This window comes from Paenibacillus sp. FSL L8-0663 (assembly GCF_038008125.1).
GTDB classification, from domain to species: domain Bacteria; phylum Bacillota; class Bacilli; order Paenibacillales; family Paenibacillaceae; genus Paenibacillus; species Paenibacillus polymyxa_D.
In genome coordinates this window covers 1,825,531-1,842,925 of the sequence record NZ_JBBOYM010000001.1, presented here as the reverse complement: position 1 = coordinate 1,842,925, position 17,395 = coordinate 1,825,531, and the positions used below count along the sequence as shown (strand labels likewise).

12 protein-coding genes and 1 pseudogene are annotated in these 17,395 nt (G+C 43.2%); 1 reads left to right on the top strand and 12 read right to left on the bottom strand.

Annotated elements, in window-relative coordinates; all coding sequences use genetic code 11:
• Positions 1 to 39 precede the first annotated feature (39 nt).
• From MKY75_RS08405 to MKY75_RS08355, 11 genes are all read right to left on the bottom strand, one after another.
• On the bottom strand, positions 40 to 363 hold the full coding sequence (locus MKY75_RS08405) for a YtxH domain-containing protein (protein WP_069011067.1): 324 nt from the start codon (positions 361 to 363) through the stop codon (positions 40 to 42).
• A 96-nt stretch (positions 364 to 459) separates the two neighbouring features.
• On the bottom strand, positions 460 to 1,107 hold the full coding sequence (locus MKY75_RS08400; RefSeq protein WP_029516682.1) for a helix-turn-helix transcriptional regulator: 648 nt from the start codon (positions 1,105 to 1,107) through the stop codon (positions 460 to 462).
• Between the two features lie 8 nt (positions 1,108 to 1,115).
• Entirely contained in the window at positions 1,116 to 1,556 is a 441-nt protein-coding gene (locus tag MKY75_RS08395) for a DUF86 domain-containing protein (RefSeq protein ID WP_069011066.1), read from the bottom strand.
• A gap of 23 nt (positions 1,557 to 1,579) precedes the next feature.
• Positions 1,580 to 1,867, bottom strand: a complete 288-nt coding sequence (locus MKY75_RS08390) for a Dabb family protein (RefSeq protein WP_013309679.1) — start codon at positions 1,865 to 1,867, stop codon at positions 1,580 to 1,582.
• Between the two features lie 80 nt (positions 1,868 to 1,947).
• On the bottom strand, positions 1,948 to 2,373 hold the full coding sequence (locus MKY75_RS08385) for a phage holin family protein (protein WP_029516680.1): 426 nt from the start codon (positions 2,371 to 2,373) through the stop codon (positions 1,948 to 1,950).
• Between the two features lie 210 nt (positions 2,374 to 2,583).
• Complete coding sequence (locus tag MKY75_RS08380; protein ID WP_340884991.1) at positions 2,584 to 3,720, bottom strand: polysaccharide deacetylase; 1,137 nt, start codon at positions 3,718 to 3,720, stop codon at positions 2,584 to 2,586.
• 492 nt (positions 3,721 to 4,212) lie between these two features.
• Positions 4,213 to 4,857 (bottom strand): DUF3885 domain-containing protein, encoded by a 645-nt coding sequence (locus MKY75_RS08375; protein WP_069011064.1) that lies wholly within the window; start codon positions 4,855 to 4,857, stop codon positions 4,213 to 4,215.
• A gap of 69 nt (positions 4,858 to 4,926) precedes the next feature.
• Entirely contained in the window at positions 4,927 to 6,360 is a 1,434-nt protein-coding gene (locus MKY75_RS08370; RefSeq protein WP_069011063.1) for a polymorphic toxin-type HINT domain-containing protein, read from the bottom strand.
• Positions 6,361 to 6,554: 194 nt separating this feature from the next.
• Positions 6,555 to 7,205 carry a hypothetical protein gene (locus tag MKY75_RS08365; protein WP_069011062.1) on the bottom strand — a complete coding sequence of 217 codons (651 nt, stop codon included), beginning with the start codon at positions 7,203 to 7,205 and terminating at the stop codon, positions 6,555 to 6,557.
• A gap of 114 nt (positions 7,206 to 7,319) precedes the next feature.
• Complete coding sequence (locus MKY75_RS08360; RefSeq protein ID WP_340884989.1) at positions 7,320 to 12,296, bottom strand: RHS repeat-associated core domain-containing protein; 4,977 nt, start codon at positions 12,294 to 12,296, stop codon at positions 7,320 to 7,322.
• Between the two features lie 71 nt (positions 12,297 to 12,367).
• A complete protein-coding gene (locus tag MKY75_RS08355) occupies positions 12,368 to 15,607 on the bottom strand; it encodes a hypothetical protein (protein ID WP_340884987.1) in 3,240 nt (1,079 codons plus the stop codon).
• A 295-nt stretch (positions 15,608 to 15,902) separates the two neighbouring features.
• Between MKY75_RS08355 and MKY75_RS08350 the strand changes: the two genes are divergently transcribed.
• Positions 15,903 to 16,487, top strand: a complete 585-nt coding sequence (locus tag MKY75_RS08350) for a helix-turn-helix domain-containing protein (protein WP_340884985.1) — start codon at positions 15,903 to 15,905, stop codon at positions 16,485 to 16,487.
• Between the two features lie 206 nt (positions 16,488 to 16,693).
• Here the strand turns inward: MKY75_RS08350 and MKY75_RS08345 are convergent.
• Positions 16,694 to 17,231: pseudogene (locus tag MKY75_RS08345) on the bottom strand (FGGY-family carbohydrate kinase); the annotation flags it as partial.
• Positions 17,232 to 17,395 lie beyond the last annotated feature (164 nt).

Genomic DNA, 17,395 nt, shown 5'->3' with positions numbered 1-17,395 from the left:
CAAACTGTATTCAGTGTTTCACCTATTTTTTACAGACCGTTACAGCGCATCTTTTTCCGTATCTTCTTGAGCAGTCGCTGATGAAATACTAACCTCAGGAATCATTTCACTCTTTTTACGCCATTGCCCAATTTCATGAATGACGGCTGAGGCTGTCTCCTTAATTTTGTCAGTATACTCAATTGAAGTGTCTGAAATTTTCCCCGCTAGCTCCTGTCCCTTATCACTTACGTTGCGCGCCTGATCTGTAATATTCTGACGCAGCTCACGACCTGACTTAGGGGCAAATAATAAAGCAGCAACCGAACCAACAATGCTGCCTGCCAACGCGCCTCGGATAAAACTTTTGCAGTTCTCCTTCATCATCATCTCTCCCTTGTGCCCGGGCGAATGCCCATCTGTTAGTGCATTATAAGCATGGGGAGCTTGTCATGACACAGAAAACAAGCCTGAAAAGTTTCACTTTTTTTTAGAGCGGATACGATACAGGCAACAACGGCCCCCATCTGCCAAACAATCCTCACGAACAACCTCGGCATCAAGTAGCTCCTCAAACATTTGCTGCTCGCATTCACAAGCCTTGCGGTAACGGCCTGCAATTTGAGAGATAGGACAATTGTATTCCACAATAGAGTAGCTACCATCCTCTTCCTCGCGCCACTCTGCCATATATCCGGAAGCATTCTGGATGCCCGAAAGCTTTTCCACACGTGAAGCCAGTGTAGTCTCCCCCTCTATATGAGGGGCGTATCGCTTCATCATTTTACGTTTTCTACCATCAAACAGCGAGTAAACAGCTTCCATTCCCTGTTCTTCATCGAGTTCCTCTAACAGTTCCAGTAACAAATGATCATAATTACGTGGAAACTGCTCGCTTCCCTGCTCGCTCAGGCTGTACAAAAACGTCGGGCGTCCCATAGCCTGTCTCACGATTGTAGCCACGATCAGGCCATCCTGCTCCATCAATTTGAGATGCCTACGCACTCCCATTTCGGTAATGCCTAATTGAGCTGCCAAGCTTCCGACGCCCACAGGTCCCTGGGTTTTCAATAGTGTCATGATCATGCGCCTAGTGGGCATTTCGGGTACGATATACTTATCCGTCACTTTTGCCTTTACACTCCCTCGGGCTGGGGACCCAATTCCTTATTTAAATAATCATGCACGTTAGATGCAAAAAGCTCCAGCAACCCAGGCAGCTTTGTTGTAAGCGGGTGAAGGCTTGTCCGGTCCCAATGGAAATACTCCTGCACTAAGGGTTTACGTAAGCCTACCAGCTCTACTAGCGAATGAAATACGGTATCATCCAGTACACCTTCCTCATGAATGATACCGATAATATCCTCATAGCTACTGGCGTCACGCATAATAAATCCGTCGATGATATAGCTTCCTACGTCCGTTACCGTCTCAATGGCCAGATGAAGACAGCGCTCCTGCACTAGCCCCTGCAACAGATCGCCGTTCCAGGAAGCAGAAGTCTGGCGAAGTCCGGCGACAATGTCGGGAACAGCCCCTAGTCGAAGCTCAATTTGTTCCCGGTTGACATAATACAAGGTCCTGCACCTCCAGTACCGCTTTAGATTTCATAATCAACTGCGATAGATACATCCTTCACTTCATTCATGTGTACAATAATTTCCTGGTGCACAGGGTGTACCTGATACGTTTGCAAATCCTCCAGTGTTTCGACAACAGCGGTAAGGGAAATATCATAAGAACGTTCCGAACGAATCACATCCGTACCTACTTCGAGTGACAGCAGCTCTTTGATTTTGCCGTTCATGCTGCGCAAAATGGATGCTGTGTGCTCAATGCTTTCGGGGGAGCGGTCTTTCAATTTGAACAAAACAATATGTTTAATCATGCGTATAGGCTCCTTATCTTAAAATGTTCTCTTGAAAATTTTATCATAACGCCCCACATACGGAAAGAAACTTTGTAATTCTAGCGATCTTTTCCACCATTTTTACCATCAGACTCCTTGTCCTTTAATAGGGCAAAAAAATTCTTGAGCTTCGGTGGGAGCGGTAGACCCATTCGTGAACAGTTTTCCGTAATAGAGATCAATTCATTGGATAAATAAAAATACGTTGCCGCCCCTTTCATGATTTCGGTACCCATCAGGAGGTCCACATGATGCGCCAAAGAAATTACCATTAGCATTAAAGCCTTTCTCGCCAACCCCCAAAAGCCGGCTTTACTGCTTAAACCTTGCCCAGTCTTAATTGCTGCGGCGACTCCAGTCACATAATCGACAGCCATTGCAACCGTGAATAGCACCATTAGCTGATTCCAGCCGCCAAATGCAAACGTAATAAAGGCTCCTGCGGTAGCGCAAATCATACTAAACATACTCGGATTAATATTCATACCTGCTCCTCCTCTCGAGGCGGTTACTGTAATATATGCAGCGACGTGGTAACCCGTAAAGTCGTATGACCTGTGCATAGACATGAATTCATAGATTCATATAAACCATGCTGCAAACTTCACATTTTTGAGCAAATACAACAAAAAGACACCTTCCAAACCACTATATAAATGGTTGAAAAGGTGTCTTTTTTCTTTCATGCTATTCAATTAACGATGATCATTCCAAAAATTAAGCGGAGTCATGTTATCATTCAACGGCTCGAACGAATAGCCTTCTTTCTGCAAAGCAGCCATGATTTGTGGAAGCACCTTGATCGTAGATGGTTTATCATGCATAAGAACGACTGGTGTTCTGCCTTGCTTTTTCAATCTCTTTATATCACTTAGGACAGTCTGTACAAAATGCTGTGGATTTTTAGTATAACGCCAATCATTGGAATCGATGTTCCAGTCCCAAATATGATAGCCTGCACCCGTCAGTTGATCGCGGTATGCTTTCTTCAAATACGGTTTGCTGCCATAAGGTGTACGAATCAAAGAAGTGCGTTTCCCTGTGGCCTTAAATAAAATGTCATTATCCTGATTCATCTCTGCCAATGCTGCTGCCGGAGATGCATAGATTTTCTTCACCTGATGCGTCATCCCATGCAAGCCCAAACCATGCCCTGCGTCTACCATTCTCTTCATCACTGTGCTATGTTGGCGAATTTCAGGTCCCAGCATGAAGAACGTAGCCTTGGCATTATATTTGTCCAAAATATCCAGCAGCTGCGACGTATGCGCTGTAGGACCATCATCGAAGCTCAAATAAATCGTACGGCTGGATGATGAGGCAGTTCCCTTGTTGCCTGTATTGCTAGCTTTGCCTAGCTTAACAGCCGCGTACTGTTTAATTTTTGCCTCGAATGTATTCAAGAACTGAGCATCAGACAAACTAGCATTTGCGTTCTGAATTCGATACAGATTACTTGTTGGAAGTGTAATAGTGAAGCCGAACGCATCTGTCAAAGTGCGAATTGGCACCATTGTACGTCCTTCATGCTCGAACACATCCCCCTTGTTTAAATCCAGCGTAAAGCTGCGATTATGTCCAGTCAGTACCAATGTATTTCCGTTGGCCGAAGTAGAAATCCCCATCTTTTGCCCTAACGTAACGATAGGAACATACAACTTATCATTTTCCATTACAGGTTTAATCGTATTCGAATCTAGTAACACATCATTGACCCCCAGCAAAGGAGCCTTCGCTTGTGCACTCGCCGTATTCGTATGTATACCTAGCAAACCCAAACAACAGATTGCCATCAAGCATACAGCCATCCATTTTGCATTTAAAAGCTTCATTCATTACACCATCCTGTGCTGTATTTTATAATGTGCGGGAGCTATCTCTAGCTTGTCTATGAAGTTATACAGACATGACGATACAGACATGGCAATATAGACATTCACTCAACATATAGAACATAAACGCATCTCAACCGACTGAACCGGACGTCTTTTCGTTCCCCCTATATATATTAATAGATTACCAGACTATAGTAGGTAAATATAGTAAAACAATTTGAAAACAATCTCGCAACCCCCCTGCCAGAGAAAGTTACAAAGTTGTGAATAAATTAGTAGGAGTTAAGAAGGGTACAAGCGGGTAGTAGATTCTTTTGGCGGAACTAGAACCTACCGGAAGAAAATGAAGATGAGGTACTTTTGAGCAAGATACAGTGGTATCTGAAGATTTTGGGTTTCTAATTGACTATGGGATTGTCATTCAACCATTTACTTGGTACTAGGTATTAATATAAAGAAAGACCTTGGGATTGCAGCCCTCAAGATCATTCAAGAAAATATTTCATCGATTTTATTTCGGTCATAATCCAATATCCAATGATTATACTGCTCATAAACAATCCTTAGAGTCTCCTTGTTTTCCGCTACAATATCCAAGCCTCTATCGTCATAAAGATGAAAAATTGTTTTGTTCGTGTCATTTATTAAATATATGTCACCATCTACACTAGGTTCTAAACCAAGTGTTCGATTGGCAATCGCCTCTATCAGACTATCAATCTTCAAATCTTGGGATTTCACATTTATACAATATCTAATAGTTACTATATCATCAGTTTCGTCGGAATCTTTATATCGGTACTCCTGTTCTTGTTTAAATACATGTCCAAAATCTATCTTACTAATATAATTATTGAATTCTTTAAAGACATCATTCTCAATGGCATTAATTGACTCATTACTCCATTTATCTACGAATAGTACAAAGTAAACATCGTCATCATAACTATTTAATGCGTCAAATAAAGCAACCGCTCTCTGTTTCACCTGCTCTACTCTTTTTCCAGGCGTATCTGTCCCTCCCCCCATTTCAAACCTAATAGCAATTGAAGCATTATAAAACAAAGGTTTCTTTAAATAAATTCCTTCAAAGTATCGCAACAAAAAATCATTTAAATTTTGATTATGTTCCATTCAATCATCCCCATCATGTAGCCGTAAAGGGAAATCTATGTTCCCTTTACGGCGTTTTTTTAACTATATTTATTTTAGCTTTATGACTGTACCTGTTGTACTCTTGTGTTTCCCTGTTATGAAATTTCCATATTCATCTGCATCAGTAATCCAATGAAGTGAATTTCCTTTCTTTTCAAATACCTTATACGCTGAACCGCCGTGTCCAGTTGTGTCTTTCGCCCACCAATAACCTTTCTTTGTGTTATCTTGGTAAGCTGTAATTGTATCTCCGTGGAATTTGTAAGTGACTTTTCCTTTTGCATTCATTTTTATATCCCATTTTGTTGTTTTATTCGGGATATCGCAAGCGTTATGAGTCCACACACCCAAATTTGATACAAAATAAGTATGAAAATCTTTGACCTTAAAATTGTATACAGTGTCATGTCCCTTTTTAACTTCAATCTTCTCAATGGCTAATTCCTTACCATCCGAAGTTGTCAGAACATCTCCCACCTCGAGGTCTTTAGACTTGACCCAACCTTTGCCGACAATCCAAAACGGATGCTCATCAGTTGTCGTTATGACTTCTCCACCAACAGTAATATTATACGTTTCTTCCACATCACGTTGGTAGAGCCATTCGACTTCCTTATAAGCCATCTCACCTGTCTCATCGTCTTTGGCTAGAACCTTGTCACCTACCTCGACTTCCTCGATAGGTTTCTCCCCTTCGTCTGTTTGAACCTTAGTCCCCGCCGTAAAGCAATTACAAGGGAGTGCCTTGGCTGATTTTAGATTTTTTTCTGTCAATTCAACAGAACGTTCAACATATCTTCCCTCCTTACTCGTCAGCTGTATGATCAATTTTCCACCTTTAACAAACTTACCAACAGGTATAAATCCTGCTAGAGCAAGTGTTTTGTCATATGCGGACGATTTGGGATCAAGTATCGTGTTTATATCATCTACAATCAAGAAATTGGCTACAGCCGTGGATGCCTGAATAGTTCCTGCTTTAAACTCATTCCAGCATGTCCCCATGCCTACTCTTTGATAATGAATAATCGTCTTCTGGTTAGTATAAAATATTCCGCCTTTAGTCGTAGGCATAAGTTCATGCCCGCTAGGGTCTACATATCCGAGTGGATTATTGGCCACATACGCATACCAGTTCAAACTCTGCGGATCACTAATCTCGCCCTGATACGTATCCTCGCCCATAAAACGGGCTGTGCCTGGATCGTACCAGCGAGCCCGCAGGTACTGGAGCCCCGTCGTATCATCCCAATACTCGCCAGCATAACGCAGCACGTTCGGAACGGTCTCTTTGACCGTCTCCGGGCCGCCCCAGATATCGTAACTATAGCTATTCAGTTCCTTGCCCGAACTATCACTTAGGACCACCACATCACCGTGACCGTTGAGCTGATAATATTGTAGCTGTCCGCTTGCCTTGTCTTGTCTGGCCCACAGTTGACCGGACAAGTCATACAACACGTAAGCGTATGTAATCTTCACTGCCCTACCTTCGAAGCTTCGGTTTCCTTTTGAAACGTAGTTGTAAGTCTTATCCTTTGTACCTGCAGATTCAGTAACCAGCCCGTGTAGCACAGTATCGAGAATATTTAGCTATTTATTATTAGTTCAGAACTAATAATAAATAAAGACCACAATACGAAACTATCTCGTATTGTGGTTAAATAATTCAAATTCTACTTCAATACTTGTGCAGTTCCAGCTTTTACATCAATTAAAAAAACTCTCGGATCCATGCCATACATACCGTTGTTATACTCATCCAATGTAGACAACTCGTATTGATTTGGTACTTTTGTTGGTTTTAAAATACCCCAAGCCCAATTATCTCCATCACCACCTGAGTAGCCACTATTTTCCTTTCTAATTGAAATAGGGATATTCTTTTCTTCTCCTGTTGAAATATTTTTCAAGTGCAATTGTTCTCTACTATTCCTCTGGAAAGGATTAATTAAATCTATACGGTATTCATATTTTTGATCTGAAGTTAACCGTACAGGATCACTATCAACGTTATCATACAACCATCCACGTGTAGGAGTCCCGTCAACCAAATAATAAGAACAAAATAATAAAGATCCCATCAATATTGCTGATACTAAATATTTCACACCATTAAATGGTGGCCATCCTTGCCATATATATGTTAATGATATTAATACAATAATAATAGACGGGACTCCAAATATGACTAATGTAGCAGTTGCCAAGATATCATGTCCACGTTGAAAGCCCCCTGTTGAGCCTAAAATAAACCATATGAACGCCGCTATATTAATAACAATAGGAATCATCCATATGATTTTAAACCAAATGGGCATTTTCATTTCCTTCCCTCCAGTCTCACTGAAATGTTTACTCACATTTCAAAAACTGATACTTCACTATTTCGAATACTAACTTTATCCTAAAATACATAATAAACCAATTATTTCTAGTGATTAGTACCTACTCTGATTCTTTTTATAACTTTCATATCTGGCTTTAGAAAAGTTGTGCCACAGCACTCGTGGTTTTACGTATTTATCCAAAATATTGGGATTATTGTGCATTACAGAATGAGCTTCAATTGGATGTTTAAAATAATAAGGGGATAATTTAACTTCAACATTCTCAGCACCAGGGTATTTGCGTTTTGCTTCTCCTAAACCCCAAAACCCTCCGTTAACTTGAATAATATCATTATGGTTGTATACATTGATATGTTGACCGACCTTCGTTTTCAGTCTATATTCCCTTACTGGTGTTGCAATAGTGATAAGAGTATCTACATGTACCCCACGTTTAGCCAACATATTAGTTGCCATGATGGAAACATTACCTCCGTGACTATGCCCCATGATTCGTATCGGTTCTGTTGGATGAGCTTTGTGATAATTATAAATTTGATTCGCTACAATTTCTGCACCTTCAACTCGGGCTCCATCATTATTCTTACCGCTCCATCGCGGAGTATCAGTCGGTTCATTAAAAAGCTCATTTTTAATATACGTTTTACTATTATCCCATGTACTTGGATCAACAAAAGTACCGTGAACTAGCCAAACTTTATGCCCACTTGGATCAATATACTTTAACGGATTATTATTTGCATACGTATACCAGTTCAAGCTTTGCGGATCGCTGATCTCGCCCTGGTACGTATCCTCGCCCATAAAACGGGCTGTGCCTGGATCGTACCAGCGAGCCCGCAGGTACTGTAGCCCGGTCGTATCGTCCCAATACTCACCAGCATAACGCAACACGTTCGGAACGGTCTCTTTGACCTTCTCCGGTCCACCCCAAATATCGTAGCTGTAGCTATTCAGTTCCTTGCCCGAACTATCACTTAGACCTACCACATCACCGTGACCGTTGAGCTGATAATATTGCAACTGCCCGCTTGCCTTGTCCTGTCTGGCCCACAGTTGACCGGACAAGTCATACACGTAAGCGTAAGTGATCTTGGCTGTTTCACCTTGGACCTCGGCTTCTGCAATCAGCTTCGCTTCTTCGTCATAGTAATACCGAGTCGTTTTGCCGCCCTCTGTACGCTCGTACAGTAGACCGTCTCCGTTATAGCTGTACCCTACCTCTTTGCCTTCACCGGTCACCTTTGTCAGACGGCTGGCAGAATCATACGTATATTCAGCGTTTTTCATGCCGAACACTTTGCCACTGCCTTCAGCACTTCGGTTTCCATTCGGATCGTAGACATAGGTCTTATTCTTTTCACCAGCGGCTTCGCTGGCAATACGGTTTGACGGGTCATATCCAAACTGGTCTGTTGTTCCGTTTTGTGTACGTCCGATGATGTTTTTATTCCCATCCCGTTCATACCCAAATTGATGTAGCGACGTACCACCGTGCTCCACCGTAACCCCGGATAAATCCAGTCCGTTGTAGCTGAATCGCGTACTCAGCCCTCTGCTCGAAGACTGGCTTTTCAGCAAACCATTAGGAGCATAATCGAACGTCATTCGATCCAATGATCCGCCCGCAGCAGCACTCGCTTCTCCCAAACTCTGTACATTTGCCGCACCGGCCCCAGCGCTAATGTCCATTTGGGTAACTCGGCCCACACTGTCCAGCTTGGATTGAACGTGCATAGACGTGCCAGCAGCATCTGTTAGCACATAGCCTGTACGAGACTGCTTGTTGTATTCATAGCTGATGTGCGTACCATCAGGGTACTTCAGCCCAGTCAAGGCTCCATCTGATGGATCATAGGCATAGGAGGTCGTTCCCTGACCATCAGTCATGCTTTTTCTTCGTCCTGCGCTGTCATAGGTGTAATTGGTTTTAAAATCGGGACCCGCCGCTTCGGTAACTAATCCGTCAGCGTTATATTGAAAGGTAATGGCCTCCGATTTTCCTGTCAACATACGGGTGATGTTTCCATCTGTATCGTAAATATTTAACGTAGTTCCTCCGCTTGATTTCTCAAGTAACGTACGTCTGCCCAGCTCATCGTATGAATACACATTCTTTTGCCCATCAGGAAACTGAACGGTCTTCAAATTTCCGGCTAGATCATACACATAGCTGACCTGCTGTCCGGATGGATCAGTGACCGAGGTCATTTGTCCCAAAGCATCGTAATCATAGAGCGTGCGTTGACCATTACCGTCTGTACGGCTAGTGACCATACCCGCATAATTATAAGCTAACGATTCCAGCGGCTGAAATGATCCATTTTTAGCTTCTTGTGTGGAAGTCACACGACCTAAAGCATCTGATACTTCACGCACACGATAACCGGACGCATCCGTCTGAGTAACAGTACGATCCACTGCGTTATAAGTCACGGTATCTGTGGTTCCATCCGCATAGGTCGTCTTCACAGGTCGTCCACAGGCATCATAGGCATAGCGAGTGGTTGCTTGTTCAGCATCCATGCTTTCTACCATATCTCCATGATCATCATAACCATATCCGTAAATCGCATCACCCACCTGCTGCTGGAGCATCTGTCCGAATGGATTATACATTCTTTCAGCACTTACTCCATCTGGTCCGGTGACGGTGACATCGTTCGTATCATCCTTATACACCACAACCGTCTGAGTTCCATCCGGATAAGTAACCTTCGTTACACGTCCCAAAGCGTCATATACGTAGGACTCTGTTTTGCGCTTGGCATCTGTTTGGGACTTGATTTCCCCAGTCGGATAATAATCATACGTATACTCAACACCTTTAGGCAAAAGCTGTCTTGTTGGGAGCTGAGAACCATAGGGAGATTTATAATCAATCGAAACATCCGTATAGTTTCTGTCATCAATAAGAACTTTCTGACCACTTACATTCCCTTTTGCATTGTAAAAAGTATAGGTATCTGATAAAAGCTTCCCTTGCTCTGTACCTTCATAGTTTTTCAGTTCATACAATGTACCCTCTGCTTTATAAGTTCGAACTGTCGTTCCAGTTTTTCCTTCACTTATTTTAGTAACCGTCTGGGTAGGTTGAATCCAGAAAAAAGGCTCACTAGAGGTTTTATACGTATGAACAGTCTCCAATCCAGTACTTTGGGATACTTTTAGTGGAAGACCATATTCATTGTAGTCATAGGAGGTGGTTACAGGTTCTGACGAAGAACCTCCCTCCGTATACGACTCTCGCATTTGCACAGGCAAATTCCAGTCCATGGCATCATTATACGTGTAATCTATATGATAGCCGGTAGAATCTCCCTCTTGATCATAGCTGTTTAGAACAAGCTTGTCCGGTGCGTTATCTCCTCTAAAGACTTTACCGAAATGGAAGGTTTCCGCTGTACGTGTCCCTTTGGCAACTACCGTCCATTCAGCGTTTTTCCCATAGTTGGCTAGATCTTCTCCGGAATAGGTGAAATCAATTTTATTTAAAAAACGATTGCCTGCGGTTGTACTGTACATATCAGCGCGTGAAACCACCTTGAACACGCCTTGTGTACCGTATACACCTATCTGCTTGTTAAATGCTTCATAACGAATGTCTGTGATCGATGAAGTAGGTCGTACAATTCGTGTAAGCAACGCCGATGCATTTTGCTGTAGGGCTCCAGTCTTTCCTTCACCATCTACGACCACATTAAAAGGAGCGTCCATGAATGTATACGCATAGCTTGTGCTTCTGGAAAGAGAATCCAACACTTCTGACAGCACCTTGCTGCTTCCCTCGCCACTTTGGCGATAGGTGTACTGATGGTCCGTGCCCTGCTCTTTAACAACAATTTGCCCGGCATTGTAAGTGAAGTCAAGCTCTTTGCCATCACTGTTTCGAATCGATCGAATAAGCTTTACTCCACCAGAACTTGTATAATCAAACTCCACCCGATTCTTATACGCATCCTGGATTAAAATCAAATAACCGTCCTGATCGATATAATAGTCATTTCCATTCAACACTGCTATTTTGTATGCACTGCTTACTCCCTGCACACTTGCGCTTTGATCTGTACTGATCTTCAGATCTTTGTATGCATATCCTTCTAGCTGCAAATCATCTCTCAGTTCATAGGAGCCTGTTCCCGGAATATACAAATACCGTTTACCATCCTGTTTCTGCATATGAGGAAGATCCCATTTCCAGCCTCTCCCCAGACCAGAAGCTGCTTCTTCCTCGCGGATCGCACTTGTGTTTGTATACAACCCTTCATTTTGCTGCACACCAAGCTGGTTACTTGCCAATGAACTGTTATACACACGAGTCAGTGCAAAGGGCAATGACCCCGGCAGTACCAAATCCGTATTTTGAACAACGAGCTGTCCTGAAGCGGTGGACACACTGTTGTCACCATAATCCATTCCATAACGCGACGTATCATCACTCAACCTGCTTTGTGCAATCGCCACCTGATCAAAAGGAGCATAGACATCTGTTGTAGCAGATACCTGCAATAAACTTTGTTTAAGTAAATCCTGCCCGATCAGTCCATTTTCTCCTAGAGTCGGAGCATATACGGAATCATTTACTCGGGGTATAGATGGGATATCCATCTCAGTCGTGTTTGGAGCCGGCTCTTTACCCTCTTCCTTATCTAGTGGATGTTGAGTTGCCTTTTCATCCTGGGTAGCCTGAGCGGGCTTTTCACCCTCCTTCAGCGCAGCCGACTCATCGGAAGGCTCCACCTTTGCATTTATGCCCAATGTCAGTTCATTCTGCTGTACCCACAAGCTTGGACTTTGTTCTGGTAATGAATTTTCTCCACCATCTTTTTGCCATGCTTTATAAATATCATATAAGGTATAGCCTTTGGATAACTGTGCATTGACCCAAGCCTGATCCTTACCTGTTTGCTGTGCAAGCCATGCTCTGGTAATAATCTGCGGAGTAGAAGACGAAGAAGATTGAGAAGCTGCTGCCTCTCCGTGTCCTTCTTCTCCATATGCCCATGTGCTCCATGGACCCAGCAACATCAGCACACATAGTAGACTACAAATATAACGTTTAAACACTCGCTCACCCCTATTAATAATGCCTATACATCTAATGATCTGTTATATTTTTTCGAAGCCAAGACATCCTTTTAATCTGTAAAAGGAAATACCTTTTTTGTCCGTTTAATGACGTTTCCGTTTAAATCATAATCCAATTGAATTTGATCACCGGTGAATAAAATAACTTTATTCAGTCGGTTTCCTTTGCCGTATTCGTATGAAGTATCTTTGCCAAGCGCCATATGGGCTGCCTTAATTACAGTTTGTAATGCACCGCTATTAATTTCTGACAGCTTCACATAAACCGTTTGACCTGCCTTCATCTCATACTCTAAGACCGTGTAATCCCAACCATATATTTGTGCTTGCTCAGTTGAGGAGACAAGCTGACTACTAAAATCAGGGTCCGTAAACAAGGCTAGAATTGGCTGCTGCGCAGCAAAGTTGGATTTCTCCTTCACCGCAAAACGGTAAATCCCGTCTTCTTTGGGTGTAAACCGATATTTCCCTTGTTGGCCTACCGTAAAGTCAGCTTCCTTATCTATAAGCTCAATTAGCTCGTCCAGCTTGCTGTCATCGTTATTTTTTACAGCAAACACACGATAAGGCGCTCCAAAGTTAACAGCAGGAGTAGTTGCAGCTACGGAAAGATGAATATTTGCGTTAGCTGGCACTTGCTGTTGAGTATCTGTCGCCTCTTTATGTTCTCTAATCACTTTTCCAGCACGATCTGCAACAGTGAACTGATATGTTCCACCCGTTGCTTTCGCATTCGTCAAAACAGGTGCTTCCTGGCTCCCGCGATTGATCCATACTTCCTGCTTGCCGCCAGACAAAGACGTTTTTAATAATGCTGGTTCTGTGCTTGGATCTGCTTTAATGTCATTGTTGAAATGAATGGTTACAGCTTGCGGCGAAGTGACGGTTACAACAAGCGTACCTCCTGCTCCAAGTGAGATTTCAGGTAGAGAAGCATCCATACCTGCCCTATCCACCTTGGAATTCACACCGCTACCTTCTCCATACATGGCATAGTCATAGAGACGGCTTTCGTTTGAAGCATCTGTGGTTAATGAGGAAGCCTGTGAGCCAACATTATGGAATACATAGCTTTCTCCCTGCTTGATGGTAACCTGATTGCCTGTCGGCACCTGAGCATCCTCAACGTCGAATATTCCTAACACAGCTCCATAAGTCACGGGTACATCCGAGACCGTCGTTACAATGGCATAACCTCCAGCCTGTACCAACGGCAATTGAGTCGTATCACTGGCCTGACTGTATACCGTCCCGTCTGCCTTGTAATTCATGTAATTCCACTTCATACCGCTGACTGAAATGACGTCTAGGGCCTTGTCCAAAGTGCTTACATTTATAAATTTCCGGCTTTCACCGCGTTTTAGTGTAATTCGATGGAAGGCAGCCTGCCCGCTAAGCAAAGCCTCCACCTTATTGCTATAGGTAAAGGTAATTGGCCGATCGGATACATTGGTGACAATGGCTTTACCGCCAGCGACAATCTCTGGGTCCACTGTATTGTTGAAATGATCTGATGTCAGTAATCGAAGCACTTTATAACTTGCAGCATCAAAGTGTGCATTGCCACTGCTTTTGTCATGCCGCAATGAATTCGATTGACTATCATGATTACGAAACTCATACGAATCTCCCGGCTCCAGCGTCGTTTGCCCGATACCATTATCATCTTCGCTGGCCTTAAAGCTCCGATAGATACCCCCAAACGTGATTGGCGTGTCACTGGTTACCGTCACACTAGCCTTTTTACCTGCACCAACCAAAAAGGTTGAGTTCCCGGTATTGCGCCTGGATTGCTCTGTATCATCTGCTTTATACAGGACCACATCAAATTTTCCTTTAACAGTTTTGGCTGTGCTGTGCAGATTCCTCAAATGATCACTAATATTGGTAAAAGCATAACTTTCACCTTTCGAAAGTGTTACCCGCAAGAAAGCAGGATGGCTACTCGTTTCCCAGGAAAAATCATCTGTATAATCAAAGATAATAGGATTCGGACCGATCACAGTCACAATGGCATATCCCGAAGGCGGGATCATGGGACCAGACTGGCTGTTAAAACCAGAGGAATTTACCGTTCCATCCGGCTTGTAAATAGCATAGTCGAACAAGCTTCCTACCTTTTTGGAGTTATTGTAGATCGGATTCATCAGCGTACCATTGTTGTGGAAAACGTAGCTCTTGCCTACCTCAAGCTCCACACGGCTGATTGCATCTCCACCCACTGGACGGGCAATAAAATTGCGATATGGAGCCCCATATGTCACCGGGTTTGCAGTGACCTGGGTAATTACCGCGTATCTGTCCACAGCAATCTGCGGCTTCGCCGTAGTGCCACTGCCGCGTGAAGCCTCTGTTCCGTTTGCCAGATAAACAACATAGTCAAGTTTATCTTTAGATGTACCGTCACTTTCCACCGTATCCAATCGGGTTCCCACATTGATAAATTGGTAGCTTTCTCCCTGATTTAGGGTAACCCGGGCATAAGCCGGCTCGCCGGTGCTTTCTATACTGTATTTACCGTATGGAAATCCGAAGGTCACCGCATTGGCAGTGGAACCTGTAATAATCAGTTCCTCTCCATCACCCAAAGAGGGATGAGCAATGCTATTAAGATCAGATGCGGATAAAGTTCCGTCTGCCTTGTATTTTGCGTAATCAAAACGGCGATTGTCTGCATTTGACCCATCATGCTGAATCGAACGGGCAGTCCATCCTTCATTCACAATCCGATAGCTTTCATTTTTAGAGACCGTAACTCGCTCTAGTGCCGGGTCCTCCGATGTACTGTAGGTGAAGACGTCCGTTACTTTTACGGTTAATGCTGCTGTTCCTGTATTCGTAATAAACGCTGTGCCTCCCCCAGGAACACCAATGGGGCTTATGCCATAGTCCATATGGACAGTGCTGATGTCTCCGTCCTCTTTGTAACTTACACTATCGTACAAAATGCCTTTTGATTGAGAAGCGTTGCTATATATGGACTTACTGATCGTATCTGTATTCTCGAATTCATAGGTTTCCCCAGGTTCGATAACAATTGACGTATACTCCACCGCTGCCAAACTCATCATGAGTGCGTTATAAACGCTGTTTGTTGCAGAGGTAGGCGGATTGAAAGAAACTGTTTCATCAGAAAGCTCCTGCTCCTCCTGTACCAAACCTGCCTGATCCAGTTGTACTCCGTCCCTTAAATCTTGTTTTTCCGCTCCTGCCACACTAGGCAAGCACAGCAAAGTGTTTGTTGCTAAAAGTGCCGTCAGAAACCATACCATTACCTTTTTACAAATCATCTAGCTGTATAACCTCCTTTTTTCTCGTCAAAAAAATCCATGTCGGGCTGCAAGGACCCACTTTTATCTCTGTACATCCTTACAATTGTAAGAGAAGAACATGTTACCTCCATTTCCATTAAAAATGTCACATTTTAATATGTCGGCACCTTAAACTTCCATTTTTATAGGCCAAATGGACCTTATTTTCCATAAACCGGTTAAGCCCATGGGATTAAAAGAAAATCAGGAGAGGAGCCACTTGCAAACCCCCCTTCGGGTATAGTAGTATGTGTTTAAAAAAATCGGAGGGTATATGCCTAAACAACAAGATAAACATTCCATTCAGGCGTGGTCTCTGATCAATCGCAAATATTTGGGAAAAGGCGTGCGTGTCAAACGTTTTCGTAAACCAACACGCTGTCAGGTGCGCAATCGCGTTTTGCTTGCCGTTTTGATGGCTAATGACATTAAACTGTCCCAACTTGCCGAGAAGCTTTCCATTTCCTCGCGTAGTGTCAGTGCGTGGGTATATGAAGGTCGCATTCCCGGCAACACTAATCTGGAAAAGACGTGTAATACACTTGGTTATCCGCACCATATCCTATTTAATGAAGAGGTTGTCCGGCGTTCACCACTCATCTGTCAACCAGCGCCGTCCCGTTTTATGAAACGGACTGTGACTCGTTCTCCGGTTAAAAATCGGATTTTGGCGGGTCTATGCATGGTACATGATATTTCGGTGACCGATGTGAGTCATTGGATTGGAGTTCACCCCGGTACATTTCGGAAATGGTTGCATCAGGGTACCGTTCCTTCGCAAACTTTCCAGGATCAGGCGGAACAGTTTTTCCGTATTCCAAAATCCATTTTGTTTGCTGATGCCATGCTGAAAAAGTAAAAATGTCCGTAAAAGAGAAATGATTGTAATTTTCATGAAAGTCTTTGAAAGGAACGCATTACCATCTTTCATTCGCTGAGACTTTCACATCATGTAATTTCACAGAATATAAAATGCAAAAAGCACAGTCTACCGATTCCTCGGTGTACTGTGCTTTTTAGATAACAGAGCATTTAAATATTTCTTGCTTATATTTTATCAGTATCTTAAGAATGAATGCTTACCGCTTCAGTTGAACGTCCGGCTTCTTCCTTAATGGACTTTAGCTTTTTCATCACCGGGTTGCCTCCACGTCCAAAGTAGTCGTGAAGACGGCAGTATTCCTCGTACAGCTTATCATACACGGCCGCGTTCTCAGGGATCGGTTTGAAGTTCTCGTCCCGTACACGGCCATATGACGCGCTGCTTCGACGATATCATTGTACCCTCCAGTTTAAGCTCTCGCAGCCACTGCTGCGAACATGGCCGCACCAGCGCAGGAGTTTGGGTGGAAGCTGCAACCTTAAATTCCTGTCCGATTACGTCAGTATAAATTTGCATCAGCAGATGATTTTTCTGCGGCAATTCAACGCATGCTTACAATACGTCTACTGGCATGCCGTTATGATGGAATGCATCGACAATTTTATGTGTTCCGAACGCAGTTGCTTCCAGCAACGTACGATACACTTCCTCTGGCTTCGTCAGCAACGTATACCCGACAATAAGCCCTGTCAGGTTAGTGTCGACCAACAGAGAACGGTTACAGACCGATTGCATTGACCCTTTATTCTTGGTTCTGCTTTCATTATATACTTGTACGTACAACTTAGCTAACCTTTTTATGTTTTTTCGATAGATTTATGTACTTATTTTCAGAAAAGATATAACAATAACAGTCTATTTCTGCAATCCAGAAAACAGACTGT